Origin of the sequence: Streptomyces sp. NPDC088261, assembly GCF_044740805.1 — a bacterium.
Classification (GTDB): Bacteria; Actinomycetota; Actinomycetes; order Streptomycetales; family Streptomycetaceae; genus Streptomyces.
This window is the reverse complement of the sequence record NZ_JBIURL010000007.1, coordinates 362,422-383,080: the sequence shown is the minus strand read 5'-3', so window position 1 is coordinate 383,080 and position 20,659 is coordinate 362,422. Positions and strand designations below refer to the sequence as shown.

Here is a 20,659-nt window from a genome sequence, read left to right as displayed (position 1 = left end):
CAGAGCTGGAAGTCGTGTGCTTCCACGCAGAGGGGACTCGCGATGGCCCTCACCGGCCGGACTGTGAACCGTGTGGTGCTCGTGTCGGAGCCGGGCGGCCCGTTCAGCGTCACCGAGACCGCCGTACCCGAGCCCGGCCCGGGCGAGGTCCGGGTCGCCGTGGAGGCGTGCGGGATCTGCCACTCGGACGTGTCGATCATCGAGGGGTGGCTGCCGGGCACGGCCTTCCCCCTCACACCGGGCCACGAGATCGCCGGGCGGATCGAGGCGGTGGGTGACGGAGTCACCGGCGTACGGACGGGGCAGCGCGTCGCGTGCGGCTACATCGCGGGCACCTGCGGTCACTGCGAGGCGTGCCGGTCGGGGGACTCGGTGAACTGTGTGGAGGCGAAGACCCCGGGCCTCTCGTACCCCGGCGGTTTCGCCGACACGGTGGTGCTCCCGGTGAGCGCCCTCTCCGTGATCCCCGACGGGCTGGCGTCGGCGGACGCGGCCGCGCTGGCGTGCGCGGGCCTGAGCGCCTTCAACGCGCTGCGCAACAGCGCGGCCAGGCCGGGGGACCTGGTCGCGGTGCAGGGGCTCGGCGGGGTGGGACACCTGGCGGTGCAGATCGCCGCCCGGATGGGCTTCGAGACGGTGGCGGTCGCGCGGGGCAGGGAGAAGGCGCGGCTCGCGGTCGATCTGGGCTCCGACCACTACATCGACAGTACGGAACAGGACGTCGCGGAGACGCTGACGGAGTACGGCGGCGGGTACGGCGGCGCCAAGGTCGTCGTCTCGACGGTCACCGACGCGGCGGCCACGACGTCGGCCCTGGGCGGGCTGGGCCGCCGGGGCGAGCTGGTCCTCGTCGGGATCTCCGCGGACGAGCTGCGGATCAGCGGCTGGGAGCTGATCGGCGGGACGAAGAAGATCTACGGTCTGATCTCGGGGACGACGCTGGACCGCGAGGAGATGTTCCGCTTCGCGGTGAGGACGGGCATCAGGCCGTGGACGGAGCCGCTGCCCCTGGAAGAGGTGAGCACGGCGTACGCGCGGATGCTGGCGGGCGAGGCGCGCTTCCGCATGGTGCTGACGACCGGGAGCTGATCACCGGGATCTGATCACCGGCACCTGGAGACAGGACAGGGCCCCGGCGCCTCGGCGCGGGGGCCCTGCCTGGTCTTGCTGGTCCTGCTTGGTCCTGCCCGGACCGCCGCGTCCTACTTGCGGATCAGGCTGCGCAGCACGTACTGCATGATGCCGCCGTTGCGGTAGTAGTCCGCCTCGCCGGGGGTGTCGATACGGACGACCGCGTCGAACTCGACGCCCGTGTCCGTGGTGACCTTGACCGTGCGCGGGGTGGTGCCGTTGTTCAGCTCGGTCACGCCGGTGAAGGAGAAGGTCTCCTCACCGGTCAGCCCGAGGGTCAGCGCCGAGGCGCCCTCCGGGTACTGGAGCGGGAGCACGCCCATGCCGATCAGGTTCGAGCGGTGGATGCGCTCGTACGACTCGGCGATGACGGCCTTCACGCCGAGCAGCGCGGTGCCCTTCGCGGCCCAGTCGCGGGACGAGCCCGAGCCGTACTCCTTGCCCGCCAGGACGACCAGCGGAACGCCGGCGGCCTGGTAGTTCTGGGAGGCGTCGTAGATGAAGGAGACCGGGCCGCCCTCGGCGGTGAAGTCGCGGGTGTAGCCGCCCTCGGTGCCCGGCGCGATCTGGTTGCGCAGGCGGATGTTGGCGAACGTGCCGCGGATCATGACCTCGTGGTTGCCCCGTCGGGAGCCGTACGAGTTGAAGTCGCGGCGCTCGACGCTGTGTTCCGTGAGGTACTTGCCGGCCGGGGTGTCGGCCTTGATCGCGCCGGCCGGGGAGATGTGGTCGGTGGTGACCGAGTCGCCCAGCTTGGCGAGCACCCGCGCGCCCGCGATGTCGGCGACCGGGGTCGTCTCCATCGTCATGCCCTCGAAGTAGGGGGGCTTGCGGACGTACGTGGACTGCGGGTCCCACTCGAAGGTGTTGCCGGTGGGGATGGACAGTGCCTTCCACTGCTCGTCGCCCGCGAAGACGTCCTTGTACGAGTCGGTGAACATGTCCTGGCCGATCGCGGAGGCCACGACCTCGTTGACCTCGGCCTCGGTGGGCCAGATGTCCTCCAGGTGGACCGGCTTGCCGTCCTGGTCGGTGCCGATCGCGTCCCGGGTGATGTCCACCTTCATGGAGCCCGCGATGGCGTAGGCGACGACCAGCGGCGGGGAGGCCAGGTAGTTCATCTTCACGTCGGGGTTGATGCGCCCCTCGAAGTTGCGGTTGCCCGAGAGCACGGCCGCGACGGCGAGGTCGGCCTCGTTGACCGCCTTCGAGATCTCCTCGTCCAGCGGGCCCGAGTTGCCGATGCAGGTGGTGCAGCCGTAACCGACCAGGTTGAAGCCGAGCTTGTCGAGGTACGGCGTGAGGCCGGCCTTGTCGAAGTAGTCGGTGACGACCTTGGAGCCGGGGGCGAGGGTGGTCTTGACCCACGGCTTGCGGGTCAGGCCCTTCTCGACGGCCTTCTTGGCGACGAGCGCGGCGGCGACCATCACGTACGGGTTGGACGTGTTGGTGCAGGAGGTGATCGCGGCGACGGTGACCGCGCCGTGGTCGATCTCGTACGTCGAGCCGTCCGGGGTGGTGACCAGGGTCGGCTTGGTGGGCACGCCGTTGCTGCTGGCCGGGGAGTCGGAGGCCGGGAAGGACTCCTTGCCCGCCTCCTCGTCGTCCGTGACGTAGTTCTTCACGTCGTGGGCGAACTGCGCCTTGGCGTCGGCGAGGACGATGCGGTCCTGCGGACGCTTCGGGCCGGCGATCGAGGGGACGACCGTGGAGAGGTCGAGTTCAAGGCGCTCGGAGAAGTCGGGCTCGGCGGCCGGGTCCAGCCAGAGGCCCTGCTCCTTGGCGTACGCCTCGACCAGCGCGACCTGCTGGTCGGAACGGCCGGTGAGCTTCAGGTACTTGATGGTCTCGTCGTCGATCGGGAAGATCGCGGCGGTGGAGCCGAACTCCGGCGACATGTTGCCGATGGTGGCGCGGTTGGCCAGCGAGGTGGCGGCGACGCCCTCCCCGTAGAACTCGACGAACTTGCCGACCACGCCGTGCTTGCGCAGCATCTCGGTGATGGTGAGGACGAGGTCCGTGGCGGTGGTGCCCGGGGTCAGCTCGCCGGTCAGCTTGAAGCCGACGACACGCGGGATGAGCATCGAGACGGGCTGGCCGAGCATGGCCGCCTCGGCCTCGATCCCGCCGACGCCCCAGCCCAGCACACCGAGGCCGTTGACCATGGTGGTGTGCGAGTCGGTGCCGACGAGGGTGTCGGGGTACGCCTGGCCGCCCCGGACCATGACCGTACGGGCCAGGTGCTCGATGTTGACCTGGTGGACGATGCCGGTGCCGGGCGGGACGACCTTGAACTCGTCGAACGCGGTCTGGCCCCAGCGCAGGAACTGGTAGCGCTCCTTGTTGCGGCCGTACTCCAGCTCCACGTTCTGCGCGAACGAGTCCGGCGTACCGAACTTGTCGGCGATCACGGAGTGGTCGATGACCAGCTCGGCCGGGGCCAGCGGATTGATCTTCGCCGGGTCACCGCCCAGCTCCTTGACGGCCTCGCGCATGGTGGCGAGGTCGACCACGCAGGGCACTCCGGTGAAGTCCTGCATGATCACGCGGGCCGGCGTGAACTGGATCTCCTGGCTCGGCTGGGCCTGCGAGTCCCAGGCCCCGACGGAGCGGATGTGGTCGGCGGTGATGTTCGCGCCGTCCTCGGTGCGGAGCAGGTTCTCCAGCAGCACCTTCAGGCTGTACGGGAGGCGCTCGGAGCCCTCGACCTTGTCCAGCTTGAAGATCTCGTACGACTCGTCACCCACGCGCAGCGTGCTGCGGGCGTCGAAGCTGTTCGCCGACACGACAGTCTCCTTCATCAATGTGCGCGTTCTACCGCGCCGTACCTCAGGTGCGGCAACCGCCGCGTGATGCCGCCACGACCCCTCGCCGATCCGCTAAGGTAACTTACTAAGGTAACCCTCACCGATCGAGCGACTCCGGTACGTCTTCGGCATATATCTCGATGTCGAGATAACTCTAGTACATGAGCACGGCAGGGTCATGCCCGGACCCGCTGACGGCGGCTGTCTTCTCCGGTCGGCTGTCGTTACGTCGGGACGTTGTAGGAGATCAAGGACGTCTGGTCGGCTGTGACGCGGAGTTCGGTGACGGCGCAGTTGCGGAGGCCCGGGAGGGTTCGGCGGTAGTTCGTCTTCGGGATGGACAGCAGGTGGCAGAGGACCAGGCGGAAGAGCGTGTTGTGGGCCACCACCAGGATCCGGTCGCCCGGGTGGGTGGCCGCGAGGTGGAGGAGTGCTGTCGCGCCCCGGGTCGCGGCGGCCTCGGGGGCTTCTCCGCCCGGTAGCGGGTGCGCGGCCGGGTCGCGGCGGAAGGCCTCGACCTCGTGGGGGTGGGAGGCTTCCAGTTCGGTGAGGGTCCGGCCCTCCGCGATGCCGAAGTCGATTTCGGTGAGGGCCGCTTCGACTGCCGGTCGCAGTCCGGTCGTGCGGGCCGCCGGGGCCGCCGTGCGGCGGGCGCGGGAGAGCGGGGACGTGACGATCGCGTCGAGGCGCGCGTCGGCGGCCCAGCGGGCCAGGGCCTCGGCCTGCTCGGCCCCCAGAGGGGTCAGGTCGATGTCGCTGATCCCCGCGTAGCGGTTCTCCGCGTGCCAGACCGTCTCGCCGTGGCGGGACAGGAAGAGCGTGGTGGGGGTGGGGGTGTCCGTCGGTGCGTGGGGGGTCATCCCTCTGTCCTCGCGTACGTCGCCGTTTCGTGCGGGAGCCAGCCCCGGCGTTCCAGTTCGTCCACCAGCGTCACGAACGGGGCCGTGAAACGGTCGTGGTGGTCCTGGCGCGGCTCCAGCGTCGTACGGATACGGACCATGCCCCGGGGGGCCCGGCCGCCGCCCCGTACCCCGTACGCCGCCAGCACCGCCATGCCGAGCGCCGGGTCGGTGTGTTCGGGGATCGCGGCGGGGCGGCCGAGGACGTCCGCGCGCAGCTGGTTCCAGTAGGCGCTGCGGGTCGCGCCGCCGGTGAGGGTCACCGGGCCCTCGACCGGCGCGCCGAGCATCCGTACGTACGCGAGGCAGAGCCGTTCGGCCAGGGCGACGCCCTGGAGCAGCGCCGCGTGGTGGTCCGCCTCGTCGGCCGGCGTGCCGAGCACGAACGCCTCGGCGTCGGGCGCCACGAAGGGGAAGCGCTCACCGCGGGAGACCAGGGGGTACGCCACCGTGCTCGCCGGCTCGCGCACGGCGGCGCGCAGGTCGAGCCGCCCGAGGTCGGCGCCGGGGAACGTCCGGGTCAGGATGCCGGCCCCGACGCTGGAGGCGCCGCCGGGCAGCCAGTTCCCGTCCGGGGAGCGGTGGTTGTAGACGACGCCCGCGGGGTCGTGGAGAGGAGAGGCGGTGACGCCCTTGAGGACGAGGGTGGTGCCGAGGACGGAGTTCCACCGCCCGACCTCCCAGGCCCCGGAGCCCAGTTGGGCCGCGCAGCCGTCCGTCATCCCGGCGAGGACGGGCGTGCCCTCGGCGAGGCCCGTCGCCCCGGCCGCCTCGCGGCCCACCGTGCCGAGCGGGGTGCCGGGCGCCACGACATCGGGGAAGTCGAGGCCGGAGAGCCCGAGCCGGTCGTGGACGGCGGTGGGCCACGTACGGGAGTACAGGTCGTATCCGGTCTTGAGGGCGTGGCTGGAGTCGGTCGCCACGCGGTGGCCTACGAGCCGGCCGGTGACGAAGTCGGCCTGGTGGCAGACGCGGGCGCCGCGCAGCCGGGCGGGGGCGGCGGGTTCCGCGCCGGGCGCGCCGTCGTGGTGCGCGCCCGTGAGCCACAGGAGTTTGGCGAGGGCCCAGCTGGGCTGGATACGGATCCCCAGGTCGCGCCATACGTCGGCGCAGGTCTCCTGGGCGTACCGCGCCTCGGCCGCCGCCCGGCCGTCGTCGTACATGAGGGCGGCGGTGAGGGGGGTGCCGTGGGCGTCGGTGAGCAGGACGGTGCCCGACGTGCCGCACACGGCGATCCCCCGCACCCGGGTGGCGGGGACCGTGCGGAGGGTACGGCGGAGGGCGGCGGTCGCGGCCGTCCACCAGTCGGCGGGGAGCTGTTCGTGGCGGCCGCCGTGGCGGTGGCCGGTGAGGGGGGCGGAGCCCCGGCCCCGTACCCGCCCGTCGTCGGTGACGGCCAGGGCGCGGACGCCCTGCGTCCCGAGGTCGAGACCGAGCCACACGTCGTCGTGGTGTGCGTCCGTCACCCCTGCCTGCCTTCCTGCTCTGTTCGGGCCGCCGGTCTCCGGAGAGCAGCGTGCAGTGCGCTGTGTCTGTGCGCTGTGTCTGCGTCCTGTGTCCTCACCGACGCTTTTCACACCGCGACCACGGCGGACCTCAACAATCTATGTTATATCCTCAGAGCTTCATGTTATTGGTGAGGAACAGGACCGGGGTATGTCACAGGACAAGAGCCAGCTCGGCCCCGCACAGCGCCGCCGCGAGATCTCCGATCACGTACTGACCGAGGGATCGGCGTCCGCGGCGGACCTGGCGGAGCGGTTCGGCGTGAGTCCGATGACCATCTACCGCGACATCGACGAGCTGGAGCGGGAAGGGGTCCTGCGCAAGTTCCGCGGGGGTGTCACCGCCCAGCCCTCCGGGGTGTTCGAGAGCAACGTGGCGTACCGCAAGAAGTCCATGCGGCCGGAGAAGGAAGCCCTCGCCGCGAAGGCGGCCACCCTGGTCGAGCCCGGCATGTCGGTGATGATCGACGACTCGACCACCGCGCTGGAACTGGCGAGGCTCCTCCCCCGGTTCGAACCGCTCACCGTCGTCACCAACTTCCTGGAGGCGCTGAACCTCCTCTCCGGGGAGCGCGGGGTGCACCTGATGGCCCTGGGCGGCGACTACGACCCGCTGCACGACTCCTTCCTCGGCGTCCCGTGCGTCGAGGCCGTCGAGGCGCTGCGCGTCGATCTGTGTTTCGTGTCCACGTCGTCGGTGTTCGGCGACCACGCCTTCCACCAGGAACAGCGCATAGTCGCCGTCAAACGCGCGATGCTCGCGGCCTCCGGCCGTAAGGTGCTGATGATCGACCATTCCAAGATCGGCAGGACCGCGCTGTACCGGCTGGCGCCGCTCTCCGCGTTCGACCTCGTCCTGGTCGACGACCGCACCCCGCCGGACGTCCTGCGCTCGCTGGACGAGAGCGGGGTCCGGTACGAGATCGCCCCGACCTGAGCCGTCGTCAGAGCCGACCGTCCGACCGGTCACTTGAGCCCCGATCCGCCCCCGTTCCGACGGGACCGCCACGACCAGGGAGAGTCCACGATGAAGATCCTCGCCGCCGGCGACCATTTTGTCGCCCCCGACCTGTTCGCCCGGGAACTGACCGCCGAGATCGGTGACGGTCATACGATCGGCGAACTGCTCCTCCCCTGGCCCCTCACCCCCTTCGGCCCGGTCTCCGAGGTCGTCGAGGCGTCGGGCGACGAGGCCACGCTCCTGGCCGCGCTCAACGGCGTACGGATCTGTGTCACCCAGATGGCCCCGGTGACCAGGAAGGTGCTGGAGGGCGCCCCCGACCTGCGGCTGGTGGTCGTCGGCCGGGGCGGGCCCGTGAACGTCAACCTCGACGCGGCGAAGGAACGCGGCGTCCAGGTCTGCAACACCCCGGGACGCAACGCCGCCGCCACCGCCGAGTACACGGTCGGCCTGCTGCTGGCCACGATGCGCCGTATCCCCGAGACGTCCGCCGCGCTCGCCGCAGGCCGGTGGGCGGGTGAATTCTACACGTACGACAACTGCGGTCCCGGTCTGGACGGCGCGCGGGTCGGGCTCATCGGCTGCGGCGCGGTCGGCAGCCGGGTGGCGCGGGCGCTGGGCGCGTTCGGCGCGCGCGTCCAGGTGTACGACCCGTACGCGGACCCGGAGTCGCTGCGCGAGGTGGGCACGCCCGTCGCCGACCTGGACGAGCTGCTCCGTACCTCCGACGTGGTGTCGCTGCACGCCCGGCTCACCCCGGAGACCCGGGGGCTGCTCGGCGCCCGCGAACTGGCGCTGCTGCCCGAGGGCGCGGTGGTGGTGAACTGCGCGCGGGGCGCGCTGCTGGACGAGGACGCGCTGTGCGACGCGCTGGAGTCGGGGCGGCTGGCGGCGGCCGGGCTCGACGTGTTCGCGGTGGAGCCGCCGCCGGCCGGCTCGCGGCTGCGGTCGGCGCCCCGGCTGGTGATGACCCCTCACCTGGCGGGCGCGAACACGGCGGTCGCGCACAACGCGGCCAGGACGGCCGCCGCCGAAGTGGGCCGGTTCCTGCGCGGCGAGCCTCTCGCCCACCGCGTCGTCTGAGGCTTGACTGGTCATCAGGAGACAGGGACCTGACTGGTCGTCAGGGACACACGGACACAGGGGCCGGGGCGTCTCGGGACGGGCCTCGGGTTCCGCGGGTCACGACAGAGGAGGCACGGTGTTCGTCGGACTGGACATGGGAACCTCGGTCGCCAAGGCGGCGGCCTTCGCGGAGGACGGCACCGCGCTGCGGGTCGAGTCGGCACCGATCTCGCTCGGCGGCCGGGGCGAGCGGGTCGAGCAGGACCTCGAAGAGGTGGTACGGGCAGCCGCCCACGTCCTCGCGGCGGTGACCGACGGCGGGGCGCCGGAGCTGGTCGCGATGACCGGTCAGGGCGACGGCCTGTGGCTGGTGGACGCCGGGGGACGGGCCGTGCGCCCCGCGATGTCGTGGATGGACGGCCGGGCCGGTGACCTGGTGGCGGGGTGGATGGAGGACGGTACGGCGGAGCGGGTGTACCGGCGGACGGGGAACGTCCTGTTCCCCGGCTCCCCGGGACCGCTCCTGGCCTGGCTGGACCGCAACGAGCCGGAGTCCCTGGACGCGGCCACGACCGCCGCGTGCTGCAAGGACGTTCTCCACCTGCGGCTGACGGGCGAGCGCGGGACGGATCTCTCGGACGCGTCGGTCCCCTTCCTCGACCCGCGCACCCGCACGTACTCCCCGGAGGCGCTGGCGGCCCTGGGGGTGGCGCACCGCGCGGACCTGTTGCCGCCGATCGCGGCGACCCTGCCGTACGGGACGGCCGATGGCCGCACGCCGGGCCTGCCCGCCGGGACGCCGGTGACGTCGGGACCGTACGACCTGCCCGCGACCGCGATCGGCGCGGGGGTGACCGAGCCGGGTGACGGACTGCTGATCGTCGGTACGACGCTGGCGTGCCAAGTGGTCGTGGAGAGCGTCGCGTTCGACGCGGAGCCGGTGGGCTTCCACCTCGCCACGGCCCGGCCCGACCGCCACATGAGGGCCCTGCCCGCGATGACCGGGACGGTCGCGCTCGACTGGGTGCTGGGGCTGGTGGGCGCCACGCACGACCAGGTGTCGGGGATGCTGGACGAGTCGCCGCGCGGCGCGAACGGCGTGGCCGCGCTGCCGTACCTCTCGCCGTCCGGCGAGCGCGCCCCCTTCGTGGACCCCACCGCACGCGCGGAGTTCACCGGTCTCGACCTGCGGGCGTCCCGCGCGGATCTGGTACGGGGCATGTGCGAGGCGATCGCCCTCGCGGCGCGCCACTGCCTGGACGCGGCGGGGCTCACCGGCGAGCTGGCCATCTCCGGCGGCGGCACCCGCAGTCTGGCGTGGCTGCGGCTGTTCGCCGACGTCCTGGGCCGCCCGCTGCGGGTGGCCCGCGGCCCGGAACCGGGCGCGCGGGGCGCCGTCCTGGCCGGGGTCGCGGCGCGGGGAGGCGAGGGGGGCCACGCCCTCGACGTGGCGGCGTGGACGGCGCCGGAGCGGGTGGTGGACCCGGACCCGGCGGCTGTGGAGTTCTACGACATGGCGTACGTGGACTACCTGTTCCGGGTCGCGAACGCGCGGGAACGCTGGCGGGGACCGGCCGACGGGCGGCGGGGGTGAGGGTCGGGGGCTGAGCGTGCTCTTCGGCCGGCTCGTCCTCGCTCGGGCCGCTGACGGACGCTTGTTGTACGGGCCCCTGCCGGCCGCGCCGTCCCCATGCGTGGTCAGCGTGGCGAACGGAGGAGCCGGACCGGGCCCAGCAGGCCCGTGACGCGTTGGCCGGGGAAGACGAAGTGGGTGGGGCTGGTGGCGTCCAGGTGGGGGGCCAGGGTGCCGTAGACCGTGATCTCGATCGTGTGGGGGCCGGAGGCGGTCGCGTCCGGCACGTCGAACTCGTACGGGGAGCAGATCCGTACGCCCGCGGGCACACCGTCGATCCGGACCTCGGCCGTGCCCCGCACCCGTCCGAGGTCCAGGATCGTCCGGCCGTCCTTCGCACGGCCGGCGGGCAGGGTCACCTCGCGGGTGTAGCGCACACCGCCGCTGTACTCCGCGAGGCCCTGCGTCTCCCAGTCGCCGGTACGGATCAGGCCCGGGCCGACCGCGCAGCGTACGGGGCCGGCGAGCGCGGCGCCGCCCCGGTGGCCCGGGCGGGTTTCCAGGCGCAGGGCGAGGGTCCTGGGGTGGGGTGGTGCGGAGGCGGTGGGAGGTTGCCGGGTCAGGGCCACGGTCAGGGTGCGAACGCCGTCGGCGTCGGGGGCCGCCTCCTCCACCGGGTGCTCGCGGCCGTCGACAAAGACCCGCGTCCCGGGGGTGTGTACGGCGAGGGTCAACTTTGCCGCCCCGGAGGGTAGTTCGCACCACAGCCACTCCACCGCTCCCCGCTCGCCCGGGACTCCGAACCTGAGGGGTACGACCGTGCCGTCGTCCGCGTCCGGGTCCAGCCAGGCGGCGCCGGGCAGGGGGTGCGGGCGGCGGCGCAGGCACAGTGCGGCCGGGTCGCCCGACTGCTCGCGCCGTACCACGACCGGGAAGCGCGGACCGGCCGCGTGCCCGGACCACCAACCGGCGTGGCTGTAAAGGCCGGTGGTCCGGCCGTCACCGTGGTCGAGCGTCGCGTCCACCAGTACGGGGGAACCGGCGGCGGTCGATTCCACGACGACGGTGTTGTCGCCGACGCGCAGGGCCGGGGCGATGTCGTGCCGGCGCACCCTCGGGACGGTGTGATCGGTGTACGGGTCGAACCCGCCCTGCCTGCCGACCACGTGGCCGTTGACGCGCAGGACGCAGGAGCCGTGGGAGGCGATCTGGATCGTCGCCCGGGTGGGAACGGCGGTGAGGGTGAGGGTGGTTCCCACGCTGTTCCGGCCGGTGTGGGGGGCGATCCACTCGGGGCGGCGGTATCGGTCCGGGTCGCGGACCAGCGCGACGTGCGCCCGCAGGTCGGTTTCCCGGTCAGGTGTCAGGGTGAGTTCGAGGAGGTGCGGGCCCGGCCGCACGCGAACCGCTCCCAGGGCGAGGTGCCCCTCGTCGTCCAGGGCGACCGTCCGGCCGTCCAGGCGCGCGGACTTGGCCGCGGCGGCTCCCACCGCCAGGTGGCCGTCGAAGGCGTGGTCCAGGTGGAGTGCGGCCTCGACGCGGACGGCGGTGCCCGCCGCCGTCGCTCCGAGGTGCAGGAATTCCTCCGGGACATGGCCCTTGGGGCCGAGCACGGCACGGTGGACCGGATCCTTGTGGATGCCGAGGGTGTCGGACCAGACGAGCGGGGTACGGTCGCCGTCCGCGCCGACCAGGACGGCACGCGGCCCGAAGGTGGCGTGGGCGGTCGCCTCCGCCCCGCTGTCCGCGTCCGCACGCCGCGACCCGGCCCATCCGTCCCGTACGCCGTCCTCGCCCGGCCCTTCCACGCGGTGGCGGAAGGTGCGGTATGTCGTGACGTGGAGGGGAGGAGGGGTGGTGGTGGGGTACGGGCCCGTGGCCGGGCGGGCGAAGTCGCCCCAGGTGTTGTCGAGGGTCGGGACGAGCGTCATGTGCCACGGCGCGTCCTGCGGGATCTCCACTGACACGGCGGCCCCCCTGGCCGACCCGGTGGGCGGGTCGGCCGTCCCGGCGGTGGTCTCCGAACCCGCCGGGAAGACGAGCAGCGCCGCCGGTCCCGTGTCGAAGGGCACCTCGACCTCCCCGCACCGGACGTCGTCCTCGGCCGCGCGGACCGGCAGGGTGCGGGGCGCGCCGCCGAACGGATCGAGCAGGACGGCCGGGCCCGCGACGTCCCGTACCCGCACCCGGGCCGTACGGGCGTAGCGGGCCGGGTCGAAGTCATAACGGGCGTCGAGCCAGCCCAGAGCGGCGCCGCGCTCGTCGGGCGCGGCGACGGCGGCCTGGGTCGCGCGGGGCGCCCCGGCGGTCAGGAACACGACGGTGGCCCCGTCCACGCGCCGCCCGAGCACGGGGACGGTGGCCCGCACGGCGGGCACGAAGGCGGCCTCGGTCCCGGCCGGTACGGGCTGGTCCGGCTGGCCCGGCTGCTCACGCTGGTCCGACTGGCCCGACTGGCCCGACTGGCCCGGCTGGTCCGACTGGTCCGACTGACCCGACTGACCCGGCTGGCCCGGCTGGCCCGGCCGCTCCGACTGCTCCGGCTGGCCCGGCCGCTCCCGCCGCTCGGTGCTTGACGCGGGCAACTCCGGCAGCAGGCCGGTGAGTTCGGTCCGCAGGTCGTCCGTCGCGGGCAGGAACGTCGCCCGGCCGTCCTTGAAGCACGCCCTCATCTCCTCCAGCGCCGCCGCCCCCTCCGGCCCGAGGATCAGCTCCGGGACGGCCCCCAGCGCGATCAACCGCCCTCCCGCCGTGGCGAAATCGATCAGCCGGCGTGCCGTCTCCTCCTCCAGGACCGTGCACGCGGGCAGGACCACCGCCGCGTACGCCTCGTCCGCCATATGGAGGCGCGCGACCGTGGCGGCGGGGACCGGCCGCCGGACCTGGGCGCCCGCCAGCGACGCGTCGTCGACGACGTCCGCGTCCAGGCCCAGCCGGTCCAGGAGGCCGGGGCGGGTCCTGAACCAGGACATGTCGCCGACCAGTTCGAGGTACGTCGACTGCGCCCGTACCGCCTCCGCCGAGACGCCGTCCAGCGCGGAACCGGCCTGGGCGGTCGTCGTCGGCAGCAGGACCGCCACGTCGCAGAGGTGGCTGCCGAGGCTCAGGATCGCGCACAGCCGCGTCACGGCGTCGGCGAAGACGCGGTGGTGCCGCCAGTAGGGCTGACGCCAGTCGGTGCCGGGCGGCGCCCACTCCCACCAGCCGCCCTTGGTCGTGTAGTAGACGGCGTGCGGGTTGTAGAGGGTCACGCCGGCGCGGAGCCAGGGCAGGAGCCAGTCGTACGTCTCCTCCAGCGTGCCGCCCCAGCCGGTGGAGTGGAACGCCTCGATCCAGGTGCGCGCCCTGCCGTACAGGTGGGCGAGCGAGGAGTGGATACGGGCGTCGCCGTGGTGGTCGGAGCCGGGGGCGGAGAACCAGCGGTGGGTACGGGCGTAGTCGGCGTACAACTCGACCCCGGCGAGCGGGTGTCCGGCGCGGGCGGGGTCCTGCTGGTCGCAGCCGACGAGCAGGCCGTGGCGCTCGTGCCAGGCGGCGAGGGGCCGGAAGAAGGCCTCTTCGGCGAGTTCGGCGCGGGTCAGGTGGTAGTCGCGGCGGGTGGACAGGACGGCGGGGTCCGAGGTGCCGCCGCCCTCGTCGTCGTACAGCACGTCCAGCAGGGTGGTCAGGTCGTAGCCGCGCCGCCGCAGGAACGCGTCCGCGAAGCCGGCGGACCAGGTGGGCAGCGCGGGGAGTTCGTCCTGGAACGAGCCGACCACGACCGTGCCCAGCCGCTCCCCCAGGCGCCGTTCGAAGGAGCCGTGCACCGCGTCCAGGAGCGCGGCGCACGCGTCCGCGCCGAGGTAGTCGAAGCCCTGCGGCACGTGATGATGGATCGTCAGGAGCCAGCGGCCCGGACCGTCCGGGGCCCGGACGACCACCGCGCCGCCGGACCCGGGGGCCGGGTGGGAGAAGGACAGGGGGATCGGCGGGCCCGCGGCCCGGTCCTCCGCGTCCACGGGTCGCGCGGACGCCGCGAGCGGCTCGCCCGGTGGCGGCAGGCGCAGCTCTCCCCCGCCGTCGACCACGGCCCGTACGCGGGCGAGGCGGCGGCCGGCGAACGCGGGCCGTTCGTCCACCAGCCGGGCCTGGAGATCGGCCCCGGAGAAGCCCAGTTGGTCGTAGAACCAGAGGCTGACCCCGAGCGCGCGGGCGTCGTCGCAGACCCCTTCGAGCAGGGTCCACCAGGCGTCGGAGAGGAACGGCGGGTCGTCGGCGTCGGAGCCGAACAGCGGCCCCGTCGGGGCCAGGTTGAGCAGGACGAGCTGGAACACCCCGCCCTCGACGAAGCGTTCGAGCTGCGCCCGCAGCCGCGCCCGGTCGAGCGGTTCGCCGCTCCACCACCAGATGGCGGTGGGCGAGAAGGCGCGCGGCGGGTCGGCGAGGATGTCCGCGACCCGCGCGGGAAGCCCTGCGGGCGGACGCTCCCGCCCGGGCGGGCCGGGGAGCGGGCCGGCCGCCCCCTCAGCCCTTGAGGCCACCCGCGAACCCCTTGATCACAAAGCGCTGGAGGACGAGGAAGACCAGCAGGATCGGCAGCGCCGCCAGGACAAGGCCGGCGAAGACGAGCCCGTAGTCGGAGACGTACTGGCCCACGAAGGAGAAGACACCGACCGGCACGGTCTCCTTCCCCGAGCCGCCCAGGTAGAGCAGCGGGGTGAAGAAGTCGTTCCAGACGAACACCGCGTTCAGGATGATCACGGTCCCGGTGATGGGCCGCAGCAGCGGGAAGACGATCCGGGTGAACGCCTGCCGGTGATCGCAGCCGTCGATGAGCGCCGCCTGCGCGTAGTCCGCGGGCAGTGCGCGGATGAAACCGGTGTAGAGGAAGATCGTGAACGGCAGCTGGATGCCGGTGTAGAAGAGGACCATGCCGTGGTACGTCCCGAGCCAGCCCAGGTTGTCGACCAGCTTGTACAGCGGGATCATCCCGAGCTGGAAGGGCAGGACGATCCCCAGCAGGAACAGGACGTACAGCCCGTAGCCGAGTCCCTTCGCCGTGCGGGCCAGGTAGTAGGCGCCCGTGGAGCCGAGGACGATGAGCAGCAGCAGGCTGAACCCGGTGATGACCGCGCTGTTCACCAGGGCGGAGGCGAGGGACGCGGACGTCCAGGCGTCGCCGAAGTTGGCCAGGGTGGGCGGGGCCGGCAGGGACAGGGGCGAATCGGCGATCTGCTGCGGGTCCTTGAGGGCCAGGGTCAGCAGCGCGTACACCGGGAAGAGGAAGACGACGGCGGCGGCGGCCATGCCCAGTTCGAGGGCGTAACTCCCGTACCGGGGACGGCGTTTGCGCTTCTCCTCCGCCCGTCGTTCGGGCCTTCCCGCGAGCGTGGTGGCGCTCACGCGGTCACCTCCCGGGCGCGTAGGTAACGGAGTTGGACGAGGGAGACGGCGGCGACGAAGAGCGCGAGGACCAGGGCGACGGCGGTGCTGTAGCCGAACTTCCCGAACACGAAGGCTTCCTTGTACAGGACCGTCGACAGCGTCTCGCTCGACGTGCCGGGGCCGCCGTTGGTGGCCGCGTACACCTGGTCGAAGAGCTTCAGCCCGCCGATGGTCGACAGCATCAGGTTGATGGTCAGCGCCGGGGCGAGCAGCGGCCACGTGACGTACCGGAAGCGCTGCCACGTCCCCGCGCCGTCGATCCGGGCCGCCTCGTGGAGTTCGACGGGTACGCCCTGGAGCCCGGCGAGGAAGACGACCATCGAGTAGCCCGCGTACTGCCAGATCACCATCGCGGCGACGGACCACAGGGCGAGGGACGGGTTGCCGAGCCAGTCCTGGCGCAGCCCGCCGAGGCCGATCGCGCCGAGGACCCCGTTGATTCCGGCGCCGTTGTCCGGGTTGTAGACGTACTTCCAGAGGAACGCGACCATCACGGGGCTGACGACGGCGGGGGCGAAGAAGATGACCCGCAGCAGCGACCGGGAGTGGATGTTCGTGTTCACACCGAGCGCGAGGAGCAGGCCGATGGCGTTCTGGACCACCACCACCGCGACGGTGAGCATCAGTGTGTTCCCGACGGACTCCAGCGCGCGGTCGTCGTCCAGCAGGGTGCGGAAGTTGTCCAGCCCGATGAAGGAGAAGCCGCCGATGCCGGACCAGTCGGTGAAGGCGTACACGACCCCCGCGAGGCTCGGGTAGAGCACCACGACGGCGTACACGACGAGGGCCGGGACGACGAAGGCCCACGGCGGTACGGTCTGGTCGCGGCGGACCCGTCTGCGGCGGCCCGGGTCCGGGGTGCCGCGCCGGGCGGCCGTGCCGGAGGGGTCCGGGTCCTGCGGCCTGTTGCCGTCCGACGTGGTCGTCCCGGGAAGGGAGTTCACGAGTCCATCCCGTAGGCCTTGTCCATCTGGCCGAGCGCTCCCTTGACGTCGGTCTCCCCCGCGAGCAGGTCCTGTACGGCCGCGAAGTGGGCGGGCTGCACCTCGGCGTTGGGCCAGCGCTGGTCCATGAAGGGGACGGCGCGCTCGGCGTCGACGATGGGCAGGAAGTCGGCCAGTATCGGGTCGATCTTCGTGGTGGCGTCCCGGGTGAGGGGGATCGCCGAGACGGCGGCGGCCCAGCGGTTGAGGTTCCGCTGCTCGCCGAGGAACGCGATCAGCGACTTCGCCTTCTCCTTGTTGTCGGCGCGGGCGGCGACGCCGAGGCCGACGACGATCCCGGCGGGGATCCAGGCCCTCGCCGGGTCCTCGCCGCCGGGGAAGGGGAACATGCCGAGGTCCGCGGGTGTCCGGGTGGCCTCGCGGTACATGGCCAGCACGGCGGAGACCTGGACGGCCATGGCGGCCTTCCCGGCGGCGACCATCGCGGTCTGCTGCTCGAAGGTGGTGCCGTTGGGGTTGTCGTTGAAGAAGCCGCGGCGCTGGAGTTCCTGGTACTTGCCCATCGCGTCGGCCCAGCCCGACTCGGCGAAGGTCGTGCGCCCGGCGGCCATGTCGTCGTCGAAGCGCGGGTTGTCGGCGTAGACGGCGTCGGGCACCAGCGCGTAGGTGATCAGCTGGGTGACCCAGGGGGTCTGGGCACCGAGCGCCAGGGGGACGATGCCCTTCGCCTTCAACCTGGCGCAGACGGTCAGGAGTTCGCTCCAGGTACGGGGCGGGGACACCCCGGCCTTCGCGAAGGCCTTCTTGTTGTAGACGGCGCCGATGACACTGCTGCCCGCCGAGTACAGGTAGGTCTTGCCGTCGTGGCGGTACGCGGCGTCGAAGCTGTCCGGGATGCCCTTGGTCCACTCCTGGTCGGAGAGATCGGTGAGGAGTCCGCCCTTCGCCAGCTCGACCATGGACATGGCGCTGCCGCTGCCGGGGAACAGGACGTGCGCGTCGGGCGCGTTGCCGCCGGCGAGTTGGGTCCGTACGACGGTCTGCACCTGGTCGGTGGGGGCGTAGGAGGTGGAGAACTCCGTGTCCGGGTGGCTCTTGAGGTAGACGGGGAGGAGTTCGTCGAGGGGCTTCTGCTGGTCGGTGACCCCGACGATCCGTACGCGTCCGGAGCCGGAGCCCGAGCAGGCCGCGAGGCCGGGGAGCGCGGTGGCGGCGGCGGCCCCGCCGCCGATGCGGAGGAATCCCCGGCGGCTGACCGTACGCCGGGCGGGGCGGGCGCGGGAGCCGGTGCTCATGGTGTGTCCTCCTCGTGGGTGCCGGCGAACGAGGCCGCCGCCGGGCTCGGTCGGCGCCGGTCCTGGCGGAGCGCGTGCGGGAGCCGGGCCGTCGGGGACGTGTCGGCGTACACACTGGTGAAGCGGTACGCGCCGGAGGCGACCCGGTACAGGGCGTGGTCGCGGCCGGTGGTGAGCGGGGTGACGTGCGGGGCGTCGTCGGCCGGCGTGTCCGACTCGCGGACCGACGCGGGGTCGGTGGTGGGGACGCGGACGTCGGCGGTGGCGCCCGGGGGTACCTGGACCCGCAGTTCGAAGCGGTCGCCGTCCCGGGTCCAGCGGACCTCGACCGCGCCGCGTACGGATTCGTGCCGGGCGCCGGCGTGGGCGAGTCCGCCGGGGTGGGGCCGGACGCTCAGGTGCCGGTAGCCGGTGGAGTCCGGGTGCTGGCCGAGCCCGGCGACCCCGCGGTAGAGCCATTCGCCGACGGAGCCGAGCGCGTAGTGGTTGAAGGAGTTCATGGACGCCGCCTGGAAGCCGCCCTCGGGGGTCCAGCCGTCCCAGCGCTCCCACACGGTGGTGGCGCCGTGGCGCAGGGGGAAGAGCCAGGAGGGGTGGTCCGTACGGCGCAGGAGCGCGTGCGCGAGGTCGGCCCTGCCGTGCGCGTCCAGGACGGGGGCGGCGAGGGCGACGCCGAGGAAGCCGGTGGTGAGGGCGGGTCCGGCCTGTTCGACCAGTTCGGCGAGGCGGCGGGCGGCGGCGTCCGCGAGGTCGGCGGGGAGGAGTCCGAAGGCGAGGGCGACGAGGTAGCCGGTCTGGGTGTCGCCTTCGATGCGTACGGAGGTCTCGTCGGCGGTCCCGTTGGCGCTCGCGTCGGCGGTGACGTCGGTCGTGACGAACTGTTCGGCGAAGACGGCCTCGATGGCGTCGGCCAGCTTCCCGTACCGCCGCGCTGTCTCCCGCTCCCCCAGGACGTCCGCCGCCAGGGAGGTGATCCTGGCGCTGTGCGCGAAGTACGCGGTGGCGATGACGTCGCGCGGGGTGGGGGTGCCGGGTGCGAGCCAGTCGGAGAAGTGCGGTCCGACCCTCTTCCGCCAGACCAGGTCAGGGTTGTGACGGTGGATCAGGTCGACCCAGGCGCGCATTCCGTCCAGCGCGCGGGCGAGGAAGCGCGGGTCGTCGTACGTACGGTAGAGGTGCCACGGGATGATCACCCCGGCGTCGCCCCACCCGGGCGCCCCTTCGTCGTCCACCCCCGCGAGGCGGGGGGCGACGTTGGTGAAGCCGCCGTCGGGGGTGCGCGCGTCGTCCACGTCCCGCAGCCACTTGGTGAAGAACGCGGCGACGTCGGCGTTGAGGGCGGCGGTGGGCAGGAACACCTGGGCGTCGGCGAGCCAGCCGAGGCGTTCGTCGCGCTGCGGGCAGTCCGTCGGGACGCTGACGAAGTTGGAGCGCTGCCCCCAGGAGACGCAGTCGTGCAGGCGGCGGATGCCGGGGTCCGAGCAGTCGAACGCGCCGGCCCACGGGGTGTCGCTGTGCAGGACGACGGCGACGACGTCCGACGGGTCGACGTCGGGGAGGCCGCTGATCTCGGCGTAGCGGAAGCCGTGGTAGGTGAAGCGGGGTTCGAACATGACGTTCGCGCGTCCGTCGCCGACGAGGGTGTCGGTCGCGGCGGCCGTCCTGAGGTTGGCGGTGTACAACCGCTCGGTCCCGTCGAGGACTTCGGCGTGCCGGACGACCACCCGGCCACCCGCCGGGAGGGCGGGGACGCGCAGCCGTACCCGCCCCGCGAGGTTCTGGCCGAAGTCGACCAGGTGGACGTCGGGCGCGACGCGGGTGATCGTACGGGGCAGCAGGGTGGTGGTGGCCCGGACCGGCTCGTCGGGTGAGGCCACCAGCAGCCGGTGGTCGGTGTCCGTGACGACGGCGGGCGACCAGTGGGAATCGTCGAAGCCGGGCAGGTCCCAGCCGTCGGCCGCGTACCGCAGGTCGTGGCACTCGCCCATGAGCAGGTCGGCGTGGCGGGTCGCGCCGGTGGCGGTGCGCCAGGCGGGATCGGTGACGACCTTGGTCGTACGGCCGTCGGCGCCGGTGAGGTGCAGTTCGGCGATCAGCTGCGGGAACGTGCCGTAGTGGGCGCCGGCCCTGCGCGGCTCGAAGCCGACGAACCCGCTCCACCAGCCGTCGGCGAGGGTCGCGGCGAGGACGTTCTCGCCGGCCCGGAGGAGGTCGGTGACGTCGTACGTCTGGTACTGGACGCGGTGGTGGTAGTCGGTCCAGCCGGGGGCGAGTTCGGCGTCGCCGACGCGGGCGCCGTTGATCCTCACCTCGTACAGGCCCCGGGCGCTGACGTAGAGGCGGGCGCGCGCCGGGCGCGGCGCGGAGAAGGCCCGGCGCAGGAGGGGGCAGGGGGCGAGGCCGTGGTGGTCGAGGGCGACGACGCCGTCGGTGGGGGCGTCCACGACGTCGACGGGGCGGGGGTCGTGGGCGATCCAGGAGGCGCGCCACGGGTCGGCGCCGGTTGCCGTGCGGTCGGTCGTCGTGCTGTGGTTCGTCGTGCTGTCGTTCGCCCTGTTGCCGGTCATCCCGGTCTCGAACCACGACGTGGCCTCGGCGGGGCGCAGGGGCGAGGGTCCCGCGGGCCACACGGTGACACGCCAGTGGTAGCGCGTACGGGCCGTCAGGGCGGGCCCGCCGTAGACCACCCTGACGGCGTCCGGGTCCGCGACCCGCCCGGTGTCCCAGAGCGGCCGTCCCCCGCCCGCCAGGTCCCGGGGATCCTCGGCGACCCTGACCCGGTAGGCGACGGGGTCGTCGCCGCGCCGGTCCGACTCCAGCCGCCAGGAGAGCAGGGGCGCGGGCTCGTCCGTACCGAGGGGGGTGGTGCGGTGGTCGCACCGCAGCGCGTAGGGCCGCGGGCCCGGCGGCGGGGCGGTGGGTCTCGGGGTCCGTGCGTCCGCTGCCGGGGATCCGGACACGAGCACGTCCTTCCTTGGCGCCGCGACAGCGCACACGACCACGTCGAATGTGAAATCTGACGTGAATCTAACGTGAATTCCGTGGCGTGGAGACT

At 72.8% G+C, this 20,659-nt stretch carries 12 protein-coding genes; 4 read left to right on the top strand and 8 right to left on the bottom strand.

What is annotated here, in order from left to right; translation table 11 throughout:
* Positions 1-42 precede the first annotated feature (42 nt).
* Positions 43-1,089, top strand: coding sequence for an alcohol dehydrogenase catalytic domain-containing protein (locus ACIODU_RS17090; RefSeq protein WP_401768248.1), 1,047 nt, complete (start codon positions 43-45; stop codon positions 1,087-1,089).
* Positions 1,090-1,202: 113 nt separating this feature from the next.
* Here the strand turns inward: ACIODU_RS17090 and acnA are convergent, their stop codons facing one another.
* The 3 genes from acnA to ACIODU_RS17075 all read right to left on the bottom strand — a co-directional run bounded on the left by acnA (position 1,203) and on the right by ACIODU_RS17075 (position 6,303).
* The gene (gene acnA / locus ACIODU_RS17085; RefSeq protein WP_356431066.1) at positions 1,203-3,917 is read right to left on the bottom strand and encodes an aconitate hydratase AcnA; all 2,715 of its coding nucleotides are present in this window, start codon (positions 3,915-3,917) and stop codon (positions 1,203-1,205) included.
* Between the two features lie 245 nt (positions 3,918-4,162).
* Positions 4,163-4,798 carry a histidine phosphatase family protein gene (locus tag ACIODU_RS17080; RefSeq protein WP_401768246.1) on the bottom strand — a complete coding sequence of 212 codons (636 nt, stop codon included), beginning with the start codon at positions 4,796-4,798 and terminating at the stop codon, positions 4,163-4,165.
* Positions 4,795-6,303, bottom strand: a complete 1,509-nt coding sequence (locus tag ACIODU_RS17075) for an FGGY-family carbohydrate kinase (RefSeq protein WP_401768244.1) — start codon at positions 6,301-6,303, stop codon at positions 4,795-4,797. The genes ACIODU_RS17080 and ACIODU_RS17075 overlap by 4 nt, the downstream gene beginning before the upstream one ends.
* A gap of 190 nt (positions 6,304-6,493) precedes the next feature.
* On the opposite strand from ACIODU_RS17075, the gene ACIODU_RS17070 reads away from it, so the two are divergent.
* From ACIODU_RS17070 to ACIODU_RS17060, 3 genes are all read left to right on the top strand, one after another.
* A complete protein-coding gene (locus ACIODU_RS17070) occupies positions 6,494-7,279 on the top strand; it encodes a DeoR/GlpR family DNA-binding transcription regulator (RefSeq protein ID WP_356431072.1) in 786 nt (261 codons plus the stop codon).
* 90 nt (positions 7,280-7,369) lie between these two features.
* The gene (locus ACIODU_RS17065) at positions 7,370-8,386 is read left to right on the top strand and encodes a 2-hydroxyacid dehydrogenase (RefSeq protein WP_401768242.1); all 1,017 of its coding nucleotides are present in this window, start codon (positions 7,370-7,372) and stop codon (positions 8,384-8,386) included.
* A 118-nt stretch (positions 8,387-8,504) separates the two neighbouring features.
* Entirely contained in the window at positions 8,505-9,962 is a 1,458-nt protein-coding gene (locus ACIODU_RS17060) for an FGGY family carbohydrate kinase (protein ID WP_401768240.1), read from the top strand.
* Positions 9,963-10,066: 104 nt separating this feature from the next.
* Here the strand turns inward: ACIODU_RS17060 and ACIODU_RS17055 are convergent, their stop codons facing one another.
* Genes ACIODU_RS17055 through ACIODU_RS17035 form a run of 5 tightly spaced genes read right to left on the bottom strand, consistent with a single transcriptional unit; the run spans position 10,067 to position 20,564 of the window.
* The gene (locus tag ACIODU_RS17055) at positions 10,067-14,461 is read right to left on the bottom strand and encodes a hypothetical protein (RefSeq protein ID WP_401768238.1); all 4,395 of its coding nucleotides are present in this window, start codon (positions 14,459-14,461) and stop codon (positions 10,067-10,069) included.
* Positions 14,445-15,323 (bottom strand): carbohydrate ABC transporter permease, encoded by an 879-nt coding sequence (locus ACIODU_RS17050; protein WP_356431079.1) that lies wholly within the window; start codon positions 15,321-15,323, stop codon positions 14,445-14,447. The genes ACIODU_RS17055 and ACIODU_RS17050 overlap by 17 nt, the downstream gene beginning before the upstream one ends.
* A complete protein-coding gene (locus ACIODU_RS17045; RefSeq protein WP_401768236.1) occupies positions 15,320-16,309 on the bottom strand; it encodes a carbohydrate ABC transporter permease in 990 nt (329 codons plus the stop codon). The genes ACIODU_RS17050 and ACIODU_RS17045 overlap by 4 nt, the downstream gene beginning before the upstream one ends.
* Positions 16,306-17,604, bottom strand: coding sequence for an extracellular solute-binding protein (locus ACIODU_RS17040; protein ID WP_401768234.1), 1,299 nt, complete (start codon positions 17,602-17,604; stop codon positions 16,306-16,308). The genes ACIODU_RS17045 and ACIODU_RS17040 overlap by 4 nt, the downstream gene beginning before the upstream one ends.
* Positions 17,601-20,564, bottom strand: coding sequence for a family 78 glycoside hydrolase catalytic domain (locus ACIODU_RS17035; protein WP_401768232.1), 2,964 nt, complete (start codon positions 20,562-20,564; stop codon positions 17,601-17,603). Before ACIODU_RS17035 ends, ACIODU_RS17040 begins: the two co-directional genes overlap by 4 nt.
* Between the last annotated feature and the right edge of the window lie 95 nt (positions 20,565-20,659).

Excerpts from the sequence above, each read along its gene's own strand:
- ACIODU_RS17090 (WP_401768248.1), top strand. The coding sequence starts at position 43 with ATGGCCCTCACCGGCCGGACTGTGAACCGTGTGGTGCTCGTGTCGGAG.
- ACIODU_RS17065 (WP_401768242.1), top strand. The coding sequence starts at position 7,370 with ATGAAGATCCTCGCCGCCGGCGACCATTTTGTCGCCCCCGACCTGTTC.
- ACIODU_RS17040 (WP_401768234.1), bottom strand. The coding sequence starts at position 17,604 with ATGAGCACCGGCTCCCGCGCCCGCCCCGCCCGGCGTACGGTCAGCCGC.
- ACIODU_RS17070 (WP_356431072.1), top strand. The coding sequence starts at position 6,494 with ATGTCACAGGACAAGAGCCAGCTCGGCCCCGCACAGCGCCGCCGCGAG.
- ACIODU_RS17080 (WP_401768246.1), bottom strand. The coding sequence starts at position 4,798 with ATGACCCCCCACGCACCGACGGACACCCCCACCCCCACCACGCTCTTC.